Genomic DNA, 15874 nt, shown 5'->3' with positions numbered 1-15874 from the left:
GTACATGGAAGCGGAGCGGCTCATCGCGGTCGGCCGACACGCCCTGGCCCAAAGCCGGGACGCGCAGGACATCGTGGCGGAAGCCTGGCAGGCCCAGGCCCTGGCACAAGCCATAGGAAGTCATCTCGCACTCTGCGGCCCGCTGGAGCTGCGGGGCGAGGCGCGCGGCCTCGGCGAGATCGTCGCGGGGCGCGGGCCGCTGGACCATCCGGCGCTGCGCACCGGTGGATTACGGGCCGCGCAGCTCACCGGAGTGGGCGACGCGCGGGTCGCGCTGACCGTGCTGAGCGCGCTGCTCGGCGAGGTCGGGATCGCTCTCGTCGGTGTCGCCTGCGCCACCGACGAGGAGGGCCTGTACTGGCAGTGCATCGAGGCGATCGACGCCGCCGACGAGTCGAACGACCGGGTGCGGGGGATGCTGCACCGGCTGAGTGTGAGAGAGCGGGACAGAATGCCCGGCGGGACGCGTGGCCGGGCGGACCCGGCGGACTCGGCGGCGGGACCGTCGTGATCAGGAGGCCCACGAGACCCGGGAGCCCCACGAGACCGGCGAGACCCGCGAGGCGCTCGGGGCGCTCGGGGCCGACGGCGGGGCGGTGGTCAGACGGGCCGGCGGCCGGAGAGATCTTCGTCGGCGCCGGAGGTGTCGCCGCCCGCGCCGCGGGGAGCCTCCGGTGCGGCGGGCGGGGTGGCTCCGGGGGCCGCGGAAGCGGCTGGGGAGGGGGGAGCGGACGCGGGGATGGGCGTGCATGCGGGAGTGGTTGTGGGCGTAGGAGTGGGCGCGGATGTGGGGCTGGGAGTGGACGTGGGCATGTCCCACGAGAGCGTCCCGGCGGCCGAGGGGCGGTCGGCCGAGGACTGGAGGTCCGCGTCGAGCCGGGACAGGTCGGCGGTGAGCGCCGCCATCAGCTCCTCCATCTGCTGAAGCAGGCCCTTGGGGGCGCCGGCGCCCTTCTGCTCGGGCACGGACTGCTGCTCCGGCTGCTCCGGCATCGCCTGTTCGGGCGCGGCTTCCTGGGACATGGCGGCCTCCTCGGCCCAGGCCTTCCCCGCGGGGGAAAGGCGGCAAGAGAACACGACGCACCGGCACAAGCCGCCGGCGCGCGGGCCGGGCGGTCCGGCTCCGCCCGAGCCAACGACGGGCGCCCGCACCCGGTCACTGGCCGGGCCGGACGGGGCCCGCCAGGGTGGGGCTTATTCACCCGACCGGGCCGGTGCCGTACCGGGAGTGACGAGGAGGTTGACGCTCGGGTGACGAGGAGGTTGGCGCGCGTACGACGGTGCAGGATGGAGGCATGGATCTTCGAATCTTCACGGAGCCCCAGCAAGGGGCGAGCTACGACACCCTGCTGACCGTCGCCAAGGCCACCGAGGACCTTGGGTTTGATGCCTTCTTCCGTTCCGACCACTATGTGTCCATGGGGTCCGTGGACGGCCTGCCCGGTCCGACCGACGCCTGGATCACACTGGCCGGCCTGGCCCGGGAGACGCGGCGGATCAGGCTGGGAACGCTGATGACCGCGGGGACCTTCCGTCTTCCCGGAGTGTTGGCCATCCAGGTCGCCCAGGTCGACCAGATGTCCGGCGGCCGGGTCGAGCTGGGTCTCGGGGCGGGATGGTTCGAGGAGGAGCACCGGGCGTACGGGATCCCGTTCCCCAAGGAGAAGTTCGCCCGCCTCGAAGAACAACTGGCGATCGTCACCGGGCTGTGGGGCACTGAGGTCGGCAAGACGTTCTCCTACGAGGGGGAGTTCTACCAGCTCAGCGACTCGCCCGCGCTCCCCAAGCCCGCCCAGGAGAAGGTGCCCGTGCTGATCGGTGGGCACGGCGCGACCCGCACGCCGAGACTGGCCGCGCAGTACGCCGATGAGTTCAACATCCCCTTCGCGTCGATCGAGGACAGCGAGCGGCAGTTCGGGCGGGTCCGGGCGGCGGCCGAGGAGTTCGGGCGGTCCGCGAGCGACCTGGTGTACTCGAACGCCCTGGTCGTCTGCGTCGGCAAGGACGACGCCGAGGTGGCCCGCCGGGCCGCGGCCATCGGGCGGGATGTCGACGAGCTCAAGGCGAACGGGCTCGCCGGATCACCGGCCGAGGTCGTCGACAAGATCGGCCGCTATGGCGCCCTCGGCGCGTCCCGGATCTACCTCCAGGTCCTCGATCTGGACGATCTTGATCACTTGGAGCTGATCTCGGGGCAGGTCCAGTCCCAACTGGACTGATCGCCGTGCGGTACGCGAGCCGGCAGAAACAGAAACAGGAGCAGGAGCAGGAGGAGTAGTCGTGAGGCCTGTCCGTGCACTCGCCGCCGCGCTCGCCGACGAGGTGCTCGTCCTCGACGGCGGGCTGTCCAACCAGCTGGAGGCGCAGGGGTGCGATCTGTCCGACGCGCTCTGGTCCGCGCGGCTGCTCGCCGACGGCCCCGAGCAGATCGGGGCGGCGCACACGGCGTATGTACGGGCGGGGTCCCAGGTGCTGATCACCTCCAGCTATCAGGCCACCTTCGAGGGGTTCGAGCGGCGGGGCGTCCCACGGCGGGAGGCGGCGCGGCTGCTGGCGCGGAGTGTGGAGCTGGCCCGGGAGGCGGGGGAGCCGGCGCCGCGCGAGGTGTGGGTGGCCGCGTCGGTCGGGCCGTACGGGGCGATGTCGGCCGACGGCAGCGAGTACCGGGGGAGGTACGGGCTGTCGGTGAAGGAGCTGGAGCGGTTCCACCGGCCGAGGATCGAGACGCTGGCGGCGGCGGGGCCGGACGTCCTGGCGCTGGAGACCGTGCCCGACGCCGACGAGGCGGAGGCGCTGCTGCGGGCCGTCGAGGGGTGCGGGGTGCCGGTGTGGCTCTCGTACAGCGTCGACGGTGAGCGCACCCGGGCGGGGCAGGAGTTGGGGGGCGCCTTCGCGCTCGCCGCGGGGGTCGACCAGGTCGTCGCCGTCGGGGTCAACTGCTGTGAGCCCGGGGACGTGGGGCGGGCCGTGGAGATCGCCGCCGGGGCGACGGGGAAACCGGTGGTCGTCTATCCCAACAGCGGTGAGGAGTGGGACGCCGGGGCGCGGGGATGGCGGGGCGACGTCACGTTCGACGCGGGGTTGGCGCGGGAGTGGGGCGCGGCAGGGGCCCGGCTGATCGGCGGGTGCTGTCGGGTGGGCCCGGATCGCATCGCGGAACTGGCCGCCGTCGCCGCCGGGGGCCCGGCGCCGAACCAGGAACCCGGCCCGGGGTTGTGACGAAAATGCCTGGTCGGGAGCGGTGGGCGGCGGCCATACTCGGTCGTGTGTTCATGACGATCAGTACCACCGGCACCCAGGAGCGTCCCGCGACCGACCTCGGATTCCTGCTGCACAAGCATCCCGACAAGGCGCAGACGTTCTCCACCTCGCACGGCACGGCGCACGTCCTCTACCCGGAGGCGACCGCCGAGCGGTGCACGGCCGCACTGCTCCTGGAGGTGGACCCGGTGGCGCTGGTGCGGCGCGGCAAGGGCAAGGGCCGGGGCGGTGCGCCCGACGCGGCGCTCGCGCAGTATGTGAACGACCGGCCCTACGCCGCCTCGTCGCTCTTCGCCGTCGCCATGAGCACCGTCTTCAAGAGCGCCCTGCGGGGCGTGTGCGCCGCGCTGCCGGAGCGGGTGGCGGACCCGCTACCGCTGCGGATCGAAGTCCCGGCGCTGCCCGCGCGCGGGGGCGCCGAGCTCGTACGGAAGCTGTTCGGGCCGCTGGGCTGGTCCGAGGTCGGGGCGGAGCCGGTGGCGCTGGACGAGCGGTTCCCGGAGTGGGGCGACTCGCGGTACGTACGGCTCGTGCTCGAAGGCGAACTGCGGCTGGCCGACGCCCTGCGCCAGCTCTACGTACTCCTTCCGGTCCTGGACGACGCCAAGCACTACTGGGTGACGACCGACGAGGTGGACAAGCTGCTGCGGGCCGGTGAGGGCTGGCTCGCCGACCACCCCGAGCAGAAGCTGATCACCAGCCGCTATCTGTCCCGGCGCTGGGGGCTGACCCGGCAGGCCATGGAACGTCTTGAGCTGGTACGACTCGCCGAGGCCGACGGTCTGGACGTCGAGGACATCGACAACGCCGTCGACGAGAGCGTCGACACCGAGGAGAAGCCGGTGCCGCTGGCCGAGCGGCGCCGGGAGGCGATCCTCGGCGTGCTGCGTGACACCGGCGCGGGCCGGGTCCTGGACCTCGGCTGCGGGCAGGGCCAGTTGGTGCAGGCACTGCTGAAGGACGTCCGTTTCACCGACATCGTCGGTGTCGACGTCTCCGTACGGGCGCTGACCGTCGCCGGGCGGCGGCTGCGGCTCGAGCGGCTGGGAGAGCGGCAGGCCGGCCGCGTCACCCTGACGCAGGGCTCGCTCACCTACACCGACAAGCGGCTCAAGGGCTATGACGCGGCGGTGCTCAGCGAGGTCATCGAGCACCTGGACCTGGAGCGGCTGCCGGCGCTGGAGTACGCGGTGTTCGGCTCCGCGCGCCCTCGGACGGTGATCGTGACGACGCCGAACGTCGAGTACAACGTGCGCTGGGAGACGCTTCCGGCCGGACACGTCCGGCACGGCGACCACCGCTTCGAGTGGACCCGCGAGGAATTCCGGACCTGGGCGGCGGCGGTGGCCGAACGGCACGGGTACGACGTCGAGTTCCTGCCCGTGGGGCCCGACGACCCAGAGGTGGGGCCGCCCACGCAGATGGCCGTGTTCCGTACGACCGCGAAGGAGGAGAAGGCCGCATGACCACCACGACCCGCGAGCTCGCCGTCACCGACCTGTCCCTCGTCGTGCTCATCGGCGCGACCGGCTCGGGCAAGTCGACGTTCGCGCGCAAGCACTTCAAGCCCACCGAGGTCCTCTCCTCGGACTTCTGTCGCGGTCTCGTCGCCGACGACGAGAACGACCAGAGCGCCAGTGGCGACGCCTTCGACGTCCTCCACTACATCGCGGGCAAGCGACTGGAGGCCGGGCGGCTGACCGTGATCGACGCGACCAGCGTCCAGCAGGAGAGCCGGCGCCAGCTGGTGCGACTGGCGCGGGAGCACGACGTCCTGCCCATCGCGATCGTCCTCGACCTGCCCGAGGAGGTGTGCGCCGCGCGCAACGCGGAGCGCCCCGACCGGGCCGGGATGCCCCGCCACGTCATCCAGCGGCACCGCCGCGAGCTGCGACGCTCACTGCGCGGGCTGGAGCGCGAGGGATTCCGCAAGGTGCACATCCTGCGCAGCGTCGAGGAGGTCGAGTCCGCCGAAGTCGTCCTGGAGAAGCGGTTCAACGACCTGCGCCACCTCACCGGACCGTTCGACGTCATCGGTGACATCCATGGCTGCCGCTCCGAGCTGGAGACCCTGCTCGCCAAGCTCGGCTATGTCGACGGCGCGCACCCCGAGGGGCGCACGGCCGTGTTCGTCGGCGACCTCGTCGACCGCGGGCCGGACAGCCCCGGCGTGCTGCGCCGGGTCATGGACATGGTGGCCTCCGGCAACGCCCTGTGCGTACCGGGGAACCACGAGAACAAGCTGGGCCGCTGGCTCGGCGGCAAGAAGGTCCAGGAGACGCACGGGCTCGCCGAGACCATCGAGCAGCTGGGTCGCGAGAGCGACGAGTTCCGGGCGCGGGTGGCGGAGTTCATCGACGGCCTGGTCAGCCACTACGTCCTCGACGAGGGCAAGCTGGTCGTCTGCCACGCGGGCCTGCCCGAGAAGTACCACGGCCGCACGTCCGGCCGGGTCCGCTCGCACGCGCTGTACGGCGACACCACCGGTGAGACCGACGAGTTCGGCCTGCCCGTGCGCTACCCGTGGGCGGAGGAGTACCGGGGCCGGGCGACCGTCGTGTACGGACACACGCCGGTTCCGAACACGTCCTGGATCAACAACACCATCTGCCTGGACACCGGGGCGGTCTTCGGCGGGAAGATGACCGCGCTGCGCTGGCCGGAGCGTGAACTGGTCGACGTACCGGCCGAGAAGGTCTGGTACGAGCCGGCCCGGCCGCTGACCACCGAGGCGCCCGGCGGGCACCAGGGCCGCCCGCTGGACCTCGCCGATGTGCACGGCCGCCGGGTCGTCGAGACCGGTCAGCTGGGCAACGTCGGAGTCCGTGAGGAGAACGCGGCGGCGGCGCTGGAGGTGATGAGCCGGTTCGCGGTCGACCCGCGGCTGCTCGCCTACCTGCCGCCCACCATGGCGCCCACCGCGACCTCCCGCCAGGAGGGCTATCTGGAGCACCCGGCCGAGGCGTTCGCGCAGTACCGCGCGGACGGCGTCGGGCAGGTCGTGTGCGAGGAGAAGCACATGGGCTCCCGGGCCGTGGCCCTGGTGTGCCGGGACGCGGACGTGGCGCGCGAGCGCTTCGGGGTGTCCGGACCGACCGGCGCGCTCCACACGCGTACCGGCCGCCCCTTCTTCGACGATCCGGCCGTCACCGAGGAGGTCCTCGGGCGGCTGCGCGCGGCCGTCACGGCGGCCGGGCTCTGGGACGAGCTGGGGACCGACTGGCTGCTCCTCGACGGTGAGTTGATGCCCTGGTCCCTGAAGGCGTCCGGCCTGCTGCGCACGCAGTACGCGGCGGTCGGGGCCGCCTCAGGGGCGGTCTTCCCCGGCGCCGTCGAGGCGCTGGAGAAGGCCGTGGCACGGGGTGTCGGGGTCCAGGACCTGCTGGCCAAGCAGCGGGAACGGGCCGAGGACGCGGCCGCGTTCACCGAGGCGTACCGGCGCTACTGCTGGGCGACCGAGGGGCTGGACGGGGTGCGGTTCGCGCCCTTCCAGATCCTCGCCGCCGAGGCGAGCGCGCTGACGGGTGTGCCGCACGACCGGCAGCTGGCCTGGCTGGACCGGCTGGTCGAGCACGACCCGACCGGTCTGCTCCAGGTCACCCGCCGGCTCGTGGTCGACACCGGCGACGAGGCCTCCGTGCGGGCCGGCACCGACTGGTGGCTGGAGATGACCGGCGCGGGCGGCGAGGGCATGGTCGTCAAGCCGCTCCAGCCGCTGGTCAGGGACGGCAAGGGCCGACTGGTGCAGCCGGGTGTGAAGGTCCGTGGCCGCGAGTACCTGCGGATCATCTACGGCCCCGAATACACCCGCCCGGAGAACCTGCAGCGCCTGCGCGGACGGTTCCTGAACCACAAGCGGTCCCTGGCCCTGCGCGAGTACGCCCTGGGCCTGGAGGCCCTGGACCGGCTGGCCGCCGGAGAGCCCCTGTGGCGCGTCCACGAGGCGGTCTTCGCGGTCCTGGCCCTGGAATCGGAACCGGTCGACCCCCGGCTCTGAGAACGGCCCGCGACCGAGGGGCCCGCACCCCCGGTCCGGGTGCCGGGTGCGCGTGCCCGGCCGGCATCCCCCGTTCGCGGTCCCGGTCCGCACTTCCGGTCCGCGCTCCCGGCCCGGTTCCCGGTTGGTACCCGGATCACAAGGGGGTACAGGGTCACGGGGGGCGCGAGCGGCGCATTTTCGCGCTCCTCGTGCCCCCCTTTTGCGCTCGTTGACGCGGATCTTCGCACCCTCTAGCGTTCGTCACCCCACCGGGTGACGCAACATCAACAACGCGTCTGAGCAAGCAACTTGTGGTGGGAACAAGCGCTTGAGGCACGCCGCGGAACGCAACGGTCCGCGAAGGGCCAAGAGAACGGTGCGGGGGTGCACGATGAGTCTGTTCGGCCAGGACCGGTCGTTCCTCGACGCCCTCACCGCCCAGGACCGCACCGCGCTGCTCGCCGAAGGCGTGCGCCGGAGCTACGAGCCCGGCGAGGTGATGATCCGGGAACGGGACACCAGTGCCTACGTCCTGGCCCTGATGTCCGGCTGGTCCGTCGTCTCCATGGAGACCGATCGGGGCGCCCGGCTCATCCTGGCGCTGCGCGGCTCGGGCGAAGTGGTCGGCGACCTCGCCGCTGTCGACCAGCGGCCACGCAGCGCCACCGTCGCCGCGCTCGGCCGCGTGGAGGCGGTGTCGATCTCGGGAGACCGCTTCCGGCGCTTCCTCGCCGGGCGCCCCCACGCCACGTCACTGATCATGCGCCAGCTCAGCACCCGGCTGCGCAGCGCCGACGTCGAACGCCGCTCCCTCGCCTCCGAGACCGTGCTGCAGCGGCTCGCCGCACGCCTGGTGGAGCTCACGGAGCGGGCCGGCCGGCCTGCGGGCACCGGCACCGTGCTCGAACTCCCGCTGCCGCAGCACGATCTCGCGGCGGCCATAGGGGCGACCAGGGAAGCGGTCGCCAAGGCCCTGAGGTTGCTGCGGGAACAGGACGTCGTCCGTACCGCGAACCGCAGGGTGATCGTCATCGACATGCCCGTGCTGCTCCTGCTCGCGCAGGGGCGGAGCCGGCCCGGAGGGGCGGCGGAGAAATCTCCGCCGGGTGTGTAAACGGCTACATCGCCGGTCGCGGGACGCGGCCAGGCTGGTCCTGTCACCACAGCATCACGGCACACAGGGGGTCCGAGTGAGCAGTGCGGGAGCCATCCACAGGCTCGTGGTCTTCGCAGACGCCTGCGGTTCGGGGACATGGGGCATGGACGCCAAGAAGCTCATGCGCGCCGCCATGTACGACGCGTTCGGCGAGGCGTACGCCTCCGTGGGCATCGAACCCGGCACGGTCCACCAGGAGGACCGGGGCGACGGCATCCTCGTCGCCCTGCGCCCCGACGTGCCGCCGACGCTGATGGTCGGACGGTGGATCGACACCCTCTACGAGAGCCTGCGCGAGCACAACCTGGGACGCGAACAGCGGTTGCGGTTACGCGTCGGTATGAACGCCGGGCCCGTGCTGGACGACGGCCGGGGTCTCGTGGGACGTGCCGTGGACCTGGCGTGCCGGCTGTGCGACAGCCAGGAGGCCAAGGGGGTCATGACGGCCGCGCCCGACGCCGATCTGCTGGTCGTCGTCTCCGACTGGCTCTACTCCCACGTGGTCGTCGAAGGCGGCCGCTATGTCGAACCGGGCCACTACCGATCGGCCAGGATCCGGTCCAAGGAGACCGACGAGACGGCCTGGTTCCACATCCCGCGCAGGACCGCGCCGCCCCTCGGGGACGACGGCGGCGGCAGCGACGGGGACACCCCGACCGGCGGTGGGCCGATGAGGGGGGACGGCCCACCGCCACCTCAACCACCCGCCGGGAGCGACCGCCCCCGGGGCCGGCACGAGTACAACGCCCAGGGCGACATCCAGGTCTTCAAGGGCAACGACATCCGCGGCGGTTTCACCGGCATCCGCAAGGACGCCCCGCGCACCGACCACGACCGCCCCGCCCCCGGCAGGGGTGAGCGCGCGTGAGCGACCAGGACGACGCCCCGGCACAGGATCCAGCGGGCGACCAGGCCGCACCGGCCCCTCCCTCCTCCTCGCCCTCGTCCTCACCCGCTTCCGCCCCCGGCGGTGACGGCGCCGCCGAGCCGCAGAACGAGTCGAACCCCTTCGACCAGGCCGGCCGCAGCCCGCTGGGCGGCTCCGGTGGGACCGGCGGCGCCGGCACGGCCCGCGCCGCGCGCCGCACCTTCGCCCCCGGCCGTGCCGAGCGCACGTACGACATCGGTGGCGACGGCCAGTTCTACGAGGGCAACTACTTCATCAGCCAGTTCGGGACGGACAACAGAGCCTCCCTCGTCCAGGGAGCGGTCCCCCGCGAGACGCTGGAGCACCTCGACGACGTCTACTGCGAGACCTCCGGTTACCAGCGGATGAAGCAGCTGCTGCGCACCAACCGGCTGCTGGTCCTGTGCGGAGAACCGGGCAGCGGCCGCAAGGCCACCGCCCTCGCGCTGCTCTCCGAGCTCACCGACCACAAGGTCAACCGCCTCGACCCCAGCCACGCGGTGCACGAGATCACCCTGGAGACGCTGGAGAGCGGCTGCGGCCATCTGCTGGAGCTGCCGCCCGAGGACGACAACAGGACGGAGTCCGAACGCCGCCGGGGCGAACCGCGCGAGACGCCCCGGCGCCCCGCGCGGCTCTCCGGTCTGCACCTCGACCGGTTCGGCGATCTGCTGCGCGAGGCCGACGCGTACGGAATCGTCCTGGTCGAGAGCGGCGACCTCGCCGACCGGGTGCTGCGCGGACGGTACGGGGTCTACTGCCCGCCGCCGCCGTTCGCCGACGTGCTCCACCGTCATCTGCGGGTCCTGCTGCGCGGCGAACCCGAAGGCGCGCTCGCCGCCGCGCGGGCGCTCGCCGGCCGTCCCGATGTGACCGAGGCCCTCGGGCTGGACGAGCTGCGACCGCGCGAGGCGGCACGGCTCGCCGATCATCTCGCCCGCCGGCAGAAGGACGAACTGACCGACGAGCAACTCCTCGAGGACTGCGCCATCTTCGTCCGCGCGCAGGCCCGGGCCTGGTTCGCCGGCGCGGACCGGCCAGGCGCCCTGCCCGAGGCCGCGGCGACCCTCAACCGCGCGGCCTTCCGCATAGCCGTCGCCGTCTTCAACGGCTCCGCCTACAGCATCACCGCGGAGGCCGCCGAGCTGCTGGCCTGGGAACTGGCGGTCACGCTCGACCCCGAACAGCCGACCGGACGGCGGCTCTTCGGCACCCATGCCGAGAACCGGCCGGTCCTCGCCCGGTCCGTCCTGGAGGACGGCGAGATCGACCTGGGTGAGGCGCGGGTCCCCGTGCGCGCCATCCGCTTCCAGGGCGAGGCCCTCGCGCCCGCCGTCCTGCGCGAGGTGTGGCACGGCTACCACAATGTGCGCGGGCCGCTCTCCCGCTGGCTGCGCTCGCTGTGCGACGACGCCCGCCCCGAGGTGTGGGTCCGCGCGTCCATCGCGGCAGGGGTCCTGTGCTCCTGGGACTGGATCTACGGATTCGGCGAGCTGGTCCGCCCGATGGCGGCCATGGACAGCCCCGTCCCGAGGATGTCCGCCGCCACCGCCCTTGCCGAGGCCGCCCGCGACCCGAAGGTACGGCCGGCGGTCGCGGCGGTGCTCAAGGAGTGGGCCGCGGGAGACAACGAGGCCCTGCTCGAAACGGCCCTGCTGGCCCACGGATACGCGCTGGCCGCCCATTCGGTGCGCGGCTCCCTCAGCGCGCTGGGACGGGTGGTGCGGACGGACGCCGGGGAGGACACCGGCGTACTGGGCGCGGCGTCGTTCAGCGTGATGCGGCTGCTCGCCTCCGGCGAACCGGAGACCGTGACCCAGCGCCTGGCCGAGTGGCTCAAGGACGGCCGGATCAACCTCTCCAATCTGGTCCTCATCTCCATGATCGGCACCCTGACCATGCGCACCACCCATCTGTGGGGCCTGAACGAGGTGGCCGAACTCGAACCCCATGCCTCCCGGCCGCTGCTCCTCGCGCTGCTCGCGACCCGGCCGGACCTGGCGCCGGAGCTGGCCGATCTGCTGCGCCACACCCTGTCCACCGCCCGCTCGGGCGAGACCGCGCTGGACGGACTGGGCAGCCTGCTGCGTCGGGCGGCGCGGGACGAGGAGGCCCTGGGCCATGTCTGCGGTTTCCTGCCGCTGATCGCCGTGAACCGCAGGGACCGCGACCGGCTGCGCGGCCTGCTGAAAGACCTTGTGCGGGACCGTGACCGGCCGCTGAACACAGAGGCGGCGGGCCGGATGTGGGACGCCGTGGTGGAAGGAGTCGAGCGATGAGCCCCGAGGGAAACGGCGGACAGCCCAAGGCGGACAGGGCCCGGGGCGACCGGGAAAGGCCCCGGGACAGGGCCCGTGACCAGAACCGCGACAACGCCCGCGCCGGCGGCCGCGACAACGCCCGCGACAAGGCGCGCGAGCAGCTCGACGAGGGCCCCAAGGGACCGCTCGTGCGCGAGTGCGCGCCGCCGTACAAGCGCGAGAGCGGCCAGATCGCCGCCGTCCTGCTCTATCGCAACGGCGGCCACCGGGTGATGTGGCCCGAGCGCCAGGAGGACCACAACAAGCCGCTGTTCGGCGGCCCGTACACCGTCTTCGAGGTGCGGCTCGGGCGCAATGTGACCTCCTTCGACCTCGCTCTGCCCGCCTCCGGCGACGGCGTCTTCTTCGAGGCGCAGGCCCGTGTGCACTGGGAGGTGGCCGACCCGTACCTGGTCGTCACCCAAGGCGTCTGGGACGTGGCCCAGTTGCTGCGCGACGATCTCCTCGACGGGCTGCGCGCGGTCTCCCGGCGCTTCGGACTGACCGAGGCGCAGCGCGCCGACGAGGCCGTACGCGACGAGCTGAGCTCCGGCCGCCTCGCCCTCGGTCGCGACCTGGGGCTCCGCACCCGCGTCCATGTCTTCATCGACCTCGACGAGAGCGTCAAGGCGGAGATCGGCAAGCGCGACACCGCCGGGGTGACCATGCAGGTCAACCGCAGCCTCGCCGACGTGGAGCGACAGAGGGACAGGGACAGCCGGCGCCTGGTCGCCGAGCGGGCCCGCGACTTCGAGCTCCTCCTCAAGAGCGGCGAAGTGGCGCAGATCGCCCACCACATGGCCATGAACCCGGACAAACAGTGGGAGATCCGCCGGGAGCTCCAGCAGGAGAAGCGGGAGGGGCAGGCCGACTTCCTCGCCGTCTTCAACCGGCTCCTCGACACCGGGGTGCTGGAGCGCCACGACATCGGGGAGCCGATGTACCAGGTGCTGCAGTTCCTGCGGGAGAGCACCGGAGACGTACTCGGCGGGGTCGCCGGCCGCGTCCTGGCGCCGGGACCGCGGCGGCCCGCTCTGGAGGAGGGCCGCCCCGAGCAGGTCAGCCGCCCCTGGGACGACGAGATGTCCGAGGCTCGGTCGGCCCCCCGGCGCGACGAGCACCCCGGGACGCGCGAACCCGACCTCCCCGACCCTCCGCGGGCGCCCGAGGACGCGCAGGTGTACGAGCCGACCCGGGTCCAGTCCTCCTCGGAACGCGACCGGGAGTTCCGCCGGAACGACCGGGACTTCCCCGCGTCCGACCGGGGCCGTCACAGCGCCGACTTCGACGACTGGGACGACGAATGACGGCCGGGGCCCCGCCGCCGGAACCGGCCGACCTCCGCTTCATGGCGGAACGTCTGCTGACCGCCGTCCGGGAGGACATCGGCAGGGCCGACACCAAGGCGGCGATCCTGCTCTCCGGAGCGATCGCCTTCCTCGCCGTGGTGTTCTCCAAGGACCCCGCCCCGCTGCCCACCTCGGGCCCCGCCCTCGTCCTGCTGTCCGCGGGCGGACTGCTCTGGGGCGCCGGTGTGCTGATGCTCGTCGCCGTGATACTGCCCCGCACCCGGATCGGCGCGGACCGCACCCTGCTGCGCGACCTCGTCGCCGGGGCGCCCTCCACGGCGCTTCTGGACCGGCTGACGGCGTCCGGCGACGACGCCACCGGCTGGCTCCTCGACCAGGCGAGCGTCCACGGGGCGGTGCTCGCCGCCAAGTACAGGTGGTTACGGATGGGCGTCTGCTCCCTGGCGCTCGGCGTGCTCCTGGCCCTCTTCAGCGAACTGTGGTGAGAGACGATGCACTGGAGAATCAAGTCCGGCGCGCTGCTGCTGGCCGGTGGGCTGCTGGCGCTGTCCGGCCCGCTCGGCGCCACGGCGGCCCCCGCCGCGAGCGGAGCGGCGCGGGCACCGGGCGGCCCCGCCGAGGGCCCCGACCCGATCGACTTCGCCGTGGTCGTCGACCAGTCGGCGAGCCTCTCCACCAAGGATCTGGCCCGTGAGGTGGAGGCCGCCGCGCTGCTCAGCCAGGGCGAGATATCGGAGCGGTCGCGCGCTGCCGTGATCGGCTTCGGAAGCTCGGAGAAACCGGGGCAGTCACCGGTGCGCGAAGTGTGCGGGCTGACCGTCGCCGACGCGGCCGGCCGACAGCGCCTCAGCGACTGCGTCCAGCAGCTCTCCCGCCGTGACGCCGCCCGCATGGGACCCGGAACCGACTTCCCCGCCGCGCTGCGCCAGGCCGTCGGCCGGCTCTCCGAAGGCGGAGCGGGAACGGCCCCGAAGGTCGTGTTCCTGCTCACCGACGGCAAACTCGACGTGCACGACAGCCCCGAGTACGGCACCGACGCCGCCAGCCGCCAGGCCAACGCCGCCAAGCGGCTCACCGAGGAACTCGGCCGCGCCCGCGCCGGATCCGTGCAGATCTGGCCCCTCGGCTTCGGCCCCGACGTCGACCGCGCCGCGCTCACCGCCATGGCCGCGGGCGGCTACCAGGGCAGCTGCGTCGCCGATCTCCCCGGGGCCACCCCGAAGATGCGGGTCGTCGGCGATTCGGCGCAGATCGACAAGGCGCTCCAGGAGACCTTCGCCGCCGCCCGGTGCGCCCAGATCTCCCACGGAACCGTCGGCAAGCCGCCCGCCGACCTCTCCGTCACCATCCCGCCCATCGCCACCGACGGCTCGATCACGGTCGGCAAGCACGACCCCAAGGTGACGGTCACCTACTACGACCCGCGCGGCCACAAGGTGCCCGCCCAGGGCGACTTCGACGGATCGACCTTCGAGGTCAGCGGTCAGGACGGCCCGGTGGAGGCGCTCCGCGTCAAGAATCCGCTGCCGGGCCGCTGGCGGGTCCACATCGAGGCACCCGAAGGCCACCGCGACCGCGAGGTCGCCGTCCGTGCCATCTGGCAGGGGCGGCTGCGCTCCGCCGTCACCCTGGACCCGGCCTCGCCGCGGCCGGGCGAGCGGGCCGTCGTCGAGGTCCGGATGCAGACCCGGCGCGGTGTCGTCATCACGGACCCGGCTCAGCTCACCGGCATCAAGGTCTCCTCGCGGCTCTCCGGCGGCGGCTTCGCCCCGGTCACCGTGGCCCTGGCCGATGACGGAAAGGCGCCGGACCGCACGGCCGCGGACGTCCGCTTCACCGGCACGATCACCGTCCCCGCGACCGCCACCGGCGAACTCGAGGTCACGACCCTGATGTCGGCCCCCGGCGTCACCTCCGACCGTCGCCCGCTGCACGCCCGTACGACCCCCGGCACACCGCTCGTCACCGCCGGGCTGACCGTCGAGCGGGCCACCGTGAACCCCGGAGCGACACTCGCCGGAACGCTGGACGTCACCAACAACGACAGCGGACCGCACACCCTGCGCCTCGCCCTGGACGACCAGTCGCCGGGGGCCGAGCTGCGGGTCGCCCCCGCCACCGTCACCGCGGACCCGGGCAAGAAGACCCGGGTGGCGTTCACCGTCACCCTGGGCTCCGGCATCCCCCTGGGCGAGGTGGGCGGACAGGTGACCGTCGTCGACACCGGCGACGGCGCCCGGGTGCTGGACTCCACCTTCCTCGACGTACGGGTGGAGGCGCCGCCCACCTGGTGGGACCAGTGGCGGGGCGCCGTGGCCGGCGGCGCCGCGCTCGCCCTGGCCCTCGCGGTCGTCGCCTTCCTGTGGCTCCGGGGCCGCCGCAGGCGGCGTGACCTGACCGGCGCGCGACTGGAGTTGAGCCGGGAAGGCATCGCCCTGGACTCGCTCACCATCCGCGCGGGGCAGAGCGCCGGAGGCGAGTACCACTTCACCGTCGACGAGATGCGGGGAGCGGCGCCCGAACTGCGGCGCGCCCGCACCGGAGCCGGCGGCCACCGGCTGCGGCGCACCGGCTCGGGCGAGCTGCTGCTGCGCCCGAACGGCGGACGGGAACAGTCGGTACGGCCCGGGGAGCCCGTCGCCCTCGACGAGGGCCTCGAGGTCGTGGTCCGGGACGGGCGCGCCACCGGCCGCCAGGGCGCGGGGAGTCAGAGGCGTCCCGGTGGCGGTGGCAACGGCTGGCGGGAACGAGCCCGCGGCGTACGGCCCGGCCGCGGCGCCCGCACCGGACGCGAGGGGAGCGACGGACGCGAGGGCGGGGAGGACGGCGGCGCGCGGTCCGGCAGATGGTCCCGGCCCGCCGCCGACGGGCGCCGCCCGGACAGCGGTCCGCCGCGCCCCACCGGGGCGGACAGCGGCGAACAGACCGCCGGCACCAGCCGGTGGGACCCCAACTTCTGAG

The 15874-nt window shown here is 73.1% G+C and carries 12 protein-coding genes; 11 read left to right on the top strand and 1 reads right to left on the bottom strand.

Features of this window, described 5'->3' with window-relative positions:
- The first annotated feature begins 4 nt into the window (after positions 1–4).
- Complete coding sequence (locus ACZ7J0_RS04255) at positions 5–511, top strand: DUF6099 family protein (protein WP_468704415.1); 507 nt, start codon at positions 5–7, stop codon at positions 509–511.
- Between the two features lie 89 nt (positions 512–600).
- Here ACZ7J0_RS04255 and ACZ7J0_RS04250 read toward each other — a convergent pair whose 3' ends face one another.
- The gene (locus ACZ7J0_RS04250; protein WP_470883800.1) at positions 601–1023 is read right to left on the bottom strand and encodes a hypothetical protein; all 423 of its coding nucleotides are present in this window, start codon (positions 1021–1023) and stop codon (positions 601–603) included.
- 272 nt (positions 1024–1295) lie between these two features.
- On the opposite strand from ACZ7J0_RS04250, the gene ACZ7J0_RS04245 reads away from it, so the two are divergent.
- The 10 genes from ACZ7J0_RS04245 (at position 1296) to ACZ7J0_RS04200 (ending at position 15873) form a co-directional block, all read left to right on the top strand.
- Positions 1296–2219, top strand: coding sequence for an LLM class F420-dependent oxidoreductase (locus ACZ7J0_RS04245; protein WP_470883798.1), 924 nt, complete (start codon positions 1296–1298; stop codon positions 2217–2219).
- Positions 2220–2280: 61 nt separating this feature from the next.
- On the top strand, positions 2281–3219 hold the full coding sequence (gene mmuM / locus ACZ7J0_RS04240; RefSeq protein ID WP_470883796.1) for a homocysteine S-methyltransferase: 939 nt from the start codon (positions 2281–2283) through the stop codon (positions 3217–3219).
- Between the two features lie 47 nt (positions 3220–3266).
- Entirely contained in the window at positions 3267–4727 is a 1461-nt protein-coding gene (locus ACZ7J0_RS04235; RefSeq protein ID WP_470883795.1) for a 3' terminal RNA ribose 2'-O-methyltransferase Hen1, read from the top strand.
- Positions 4724–7258, top strand: a complete 2535-nt coding sequence (locus ACZ7J0_RS04230) for a polynucleotide kinase-phosphatase (protein WP_470883793.1) — start codon at positions 4724–4726, stop codon at positions 7256–7258. Before ACZ7J0_RS04235 ends, ACZ7J0_RS04230 begins: the two co-directional genes overlap by 4 nt.
- A 373-nt stretch (positions 7259–7631) precedes the next feature.
- Complete coding sequence (locus ACZ7J0_RS04225) at positions 7632–8354, top strand: Crp/Fnr family transcriptional regulator (RefSeq protein ID WP_470883791.1); 723 nt, start codon at positions 7632–7634, stop codon at positions 8352–8354.
- A 76-nt stretch (positions 8355–8430) separates the two neighbouring features.
- The gene (locus ACZ7J0_RS04220) at positions 8431–9264 is read left to right on the top strand and encodes a nucleotidyl cyclase domain-containing protein (protein WP_470883789.1); all 834 of its coding nucleotides are present in this window, start codon (positions 8431–8433) and stop codon (positions 9262–9264) included.
- Complete coding sequence (locus tag ACZ7J0_RS04215; RefSeq protein ID WP_470883787.1) at positions 9261–11582, top strand: hypothetical protein; 2322 nt, start codon at positions 9261–9263, stop codon at positions 11580–11582. Before ACZ7J0_RS04220 ends, ACZ7J0_RS04215 begins: the two co-directional genes overlap by 4 nt.
- Positions 11579–12910, top strand: coding sequence for a hypothetical protein (locus ACZ7J0_RS04210; protein ID WP_470883785.1), 1332 nt, complete (start codon positions 11579–11581; stop codon positions 12908–12910). Before ACZ7J0_RS04215 ends, ACZ7J0_RS04210 begins: the two co-directional genes overlap by 4 nt.
- A gap of 41 nt (positions 12911–12951) precedes the next feature.
- Entirely contained in the window at positions 12952–13398 is a 447-nt protein-coding gene (locus tag ACZ7J0_RS04205; RefSeq protein ID WP_470883783.1) for a Pycsar system effector family protein, read from the top strand.
- A 6-nt stretch (positions 13399–13404) separates the two neighbouring features.
- Entirely contained in the window at positions 13405–15873 is a 2469-nt protein-coding gene (locus ACZ7J0_RS04200; RefSeq protein WP_470883781.1) for a VWA domain-containing protein, read from the top strand.
- The last annotated feature ends 1 nt before the right edge of the window (position 15874 follow it).

The organism is Streptomyces sp. NPDC038280 (assembly GCF_055600045.1).
This window is presented reverse-complemented; position numbering and strand designations above follow the sequence as displayed.

Bases quoted from the DNA above. Each gene is read 5' to 3' on its own strand.
- ACZ7J0_RS04255 (WP_468704415.1), top strand. From the start codon at position 5: ATGGAAGCGGAGCGGCTCATCGCGGTCGGCCGACACGCCCTGGCCCAA.
- ACZ7J0_RS04250 (WP_470883800.1), bottom strand. From the start codon at position 1,023: ATGTCCCAGGAAGCCGCGCCCGAACAGGCGATGCCGGAGCAGCCGGAG.
- ACZ7J0_RS04245 (WP_470883798.1), top strand. From the start codon at position 1,296: ATGGATCTTCGAATCTTCACGGAGCCCCAGCAAGGGGCGAGCTACGAC.
- ACZ7J0_RS04230 (WP_470883793.1), top strand. From the start codon at position 4,724: ATGACCACCACGACCCGCGAGCTCGCCGTCACCGACCTGTCCCTCGTC.
- ACZ7J0_RS04225 (WP_470883791.1), top strand. From the start codon at position 7,632: ATGAGTCTGTTCGGCCAGGACCGGTCGTTCCTCGACGCCCTCACCGCC.
- ACZ7J0_RS04210 (WP_470883785.1), top strand. From the start codon at position 11,579: ATGAGCCCCGAGGGAAACGGCGGACAGCCCAAGGCGGACAGGGCCCGG.
- ACZ7J0_RS04205 (WP_470883783.1), top strand. From the start codon at position 12,952: ATGGCGGAACGTCTGCTGACCGCCGTCCGGGAGGACATCGGCAGGGCC.
- ACZ7J0_RS04200 (WP_470883781.1), top strand. From the start codon at position 13,405: ATGCACTGGAGAATCAAGTCCGGCGCGCTGCTGCTGGCCGGTGGGCTG.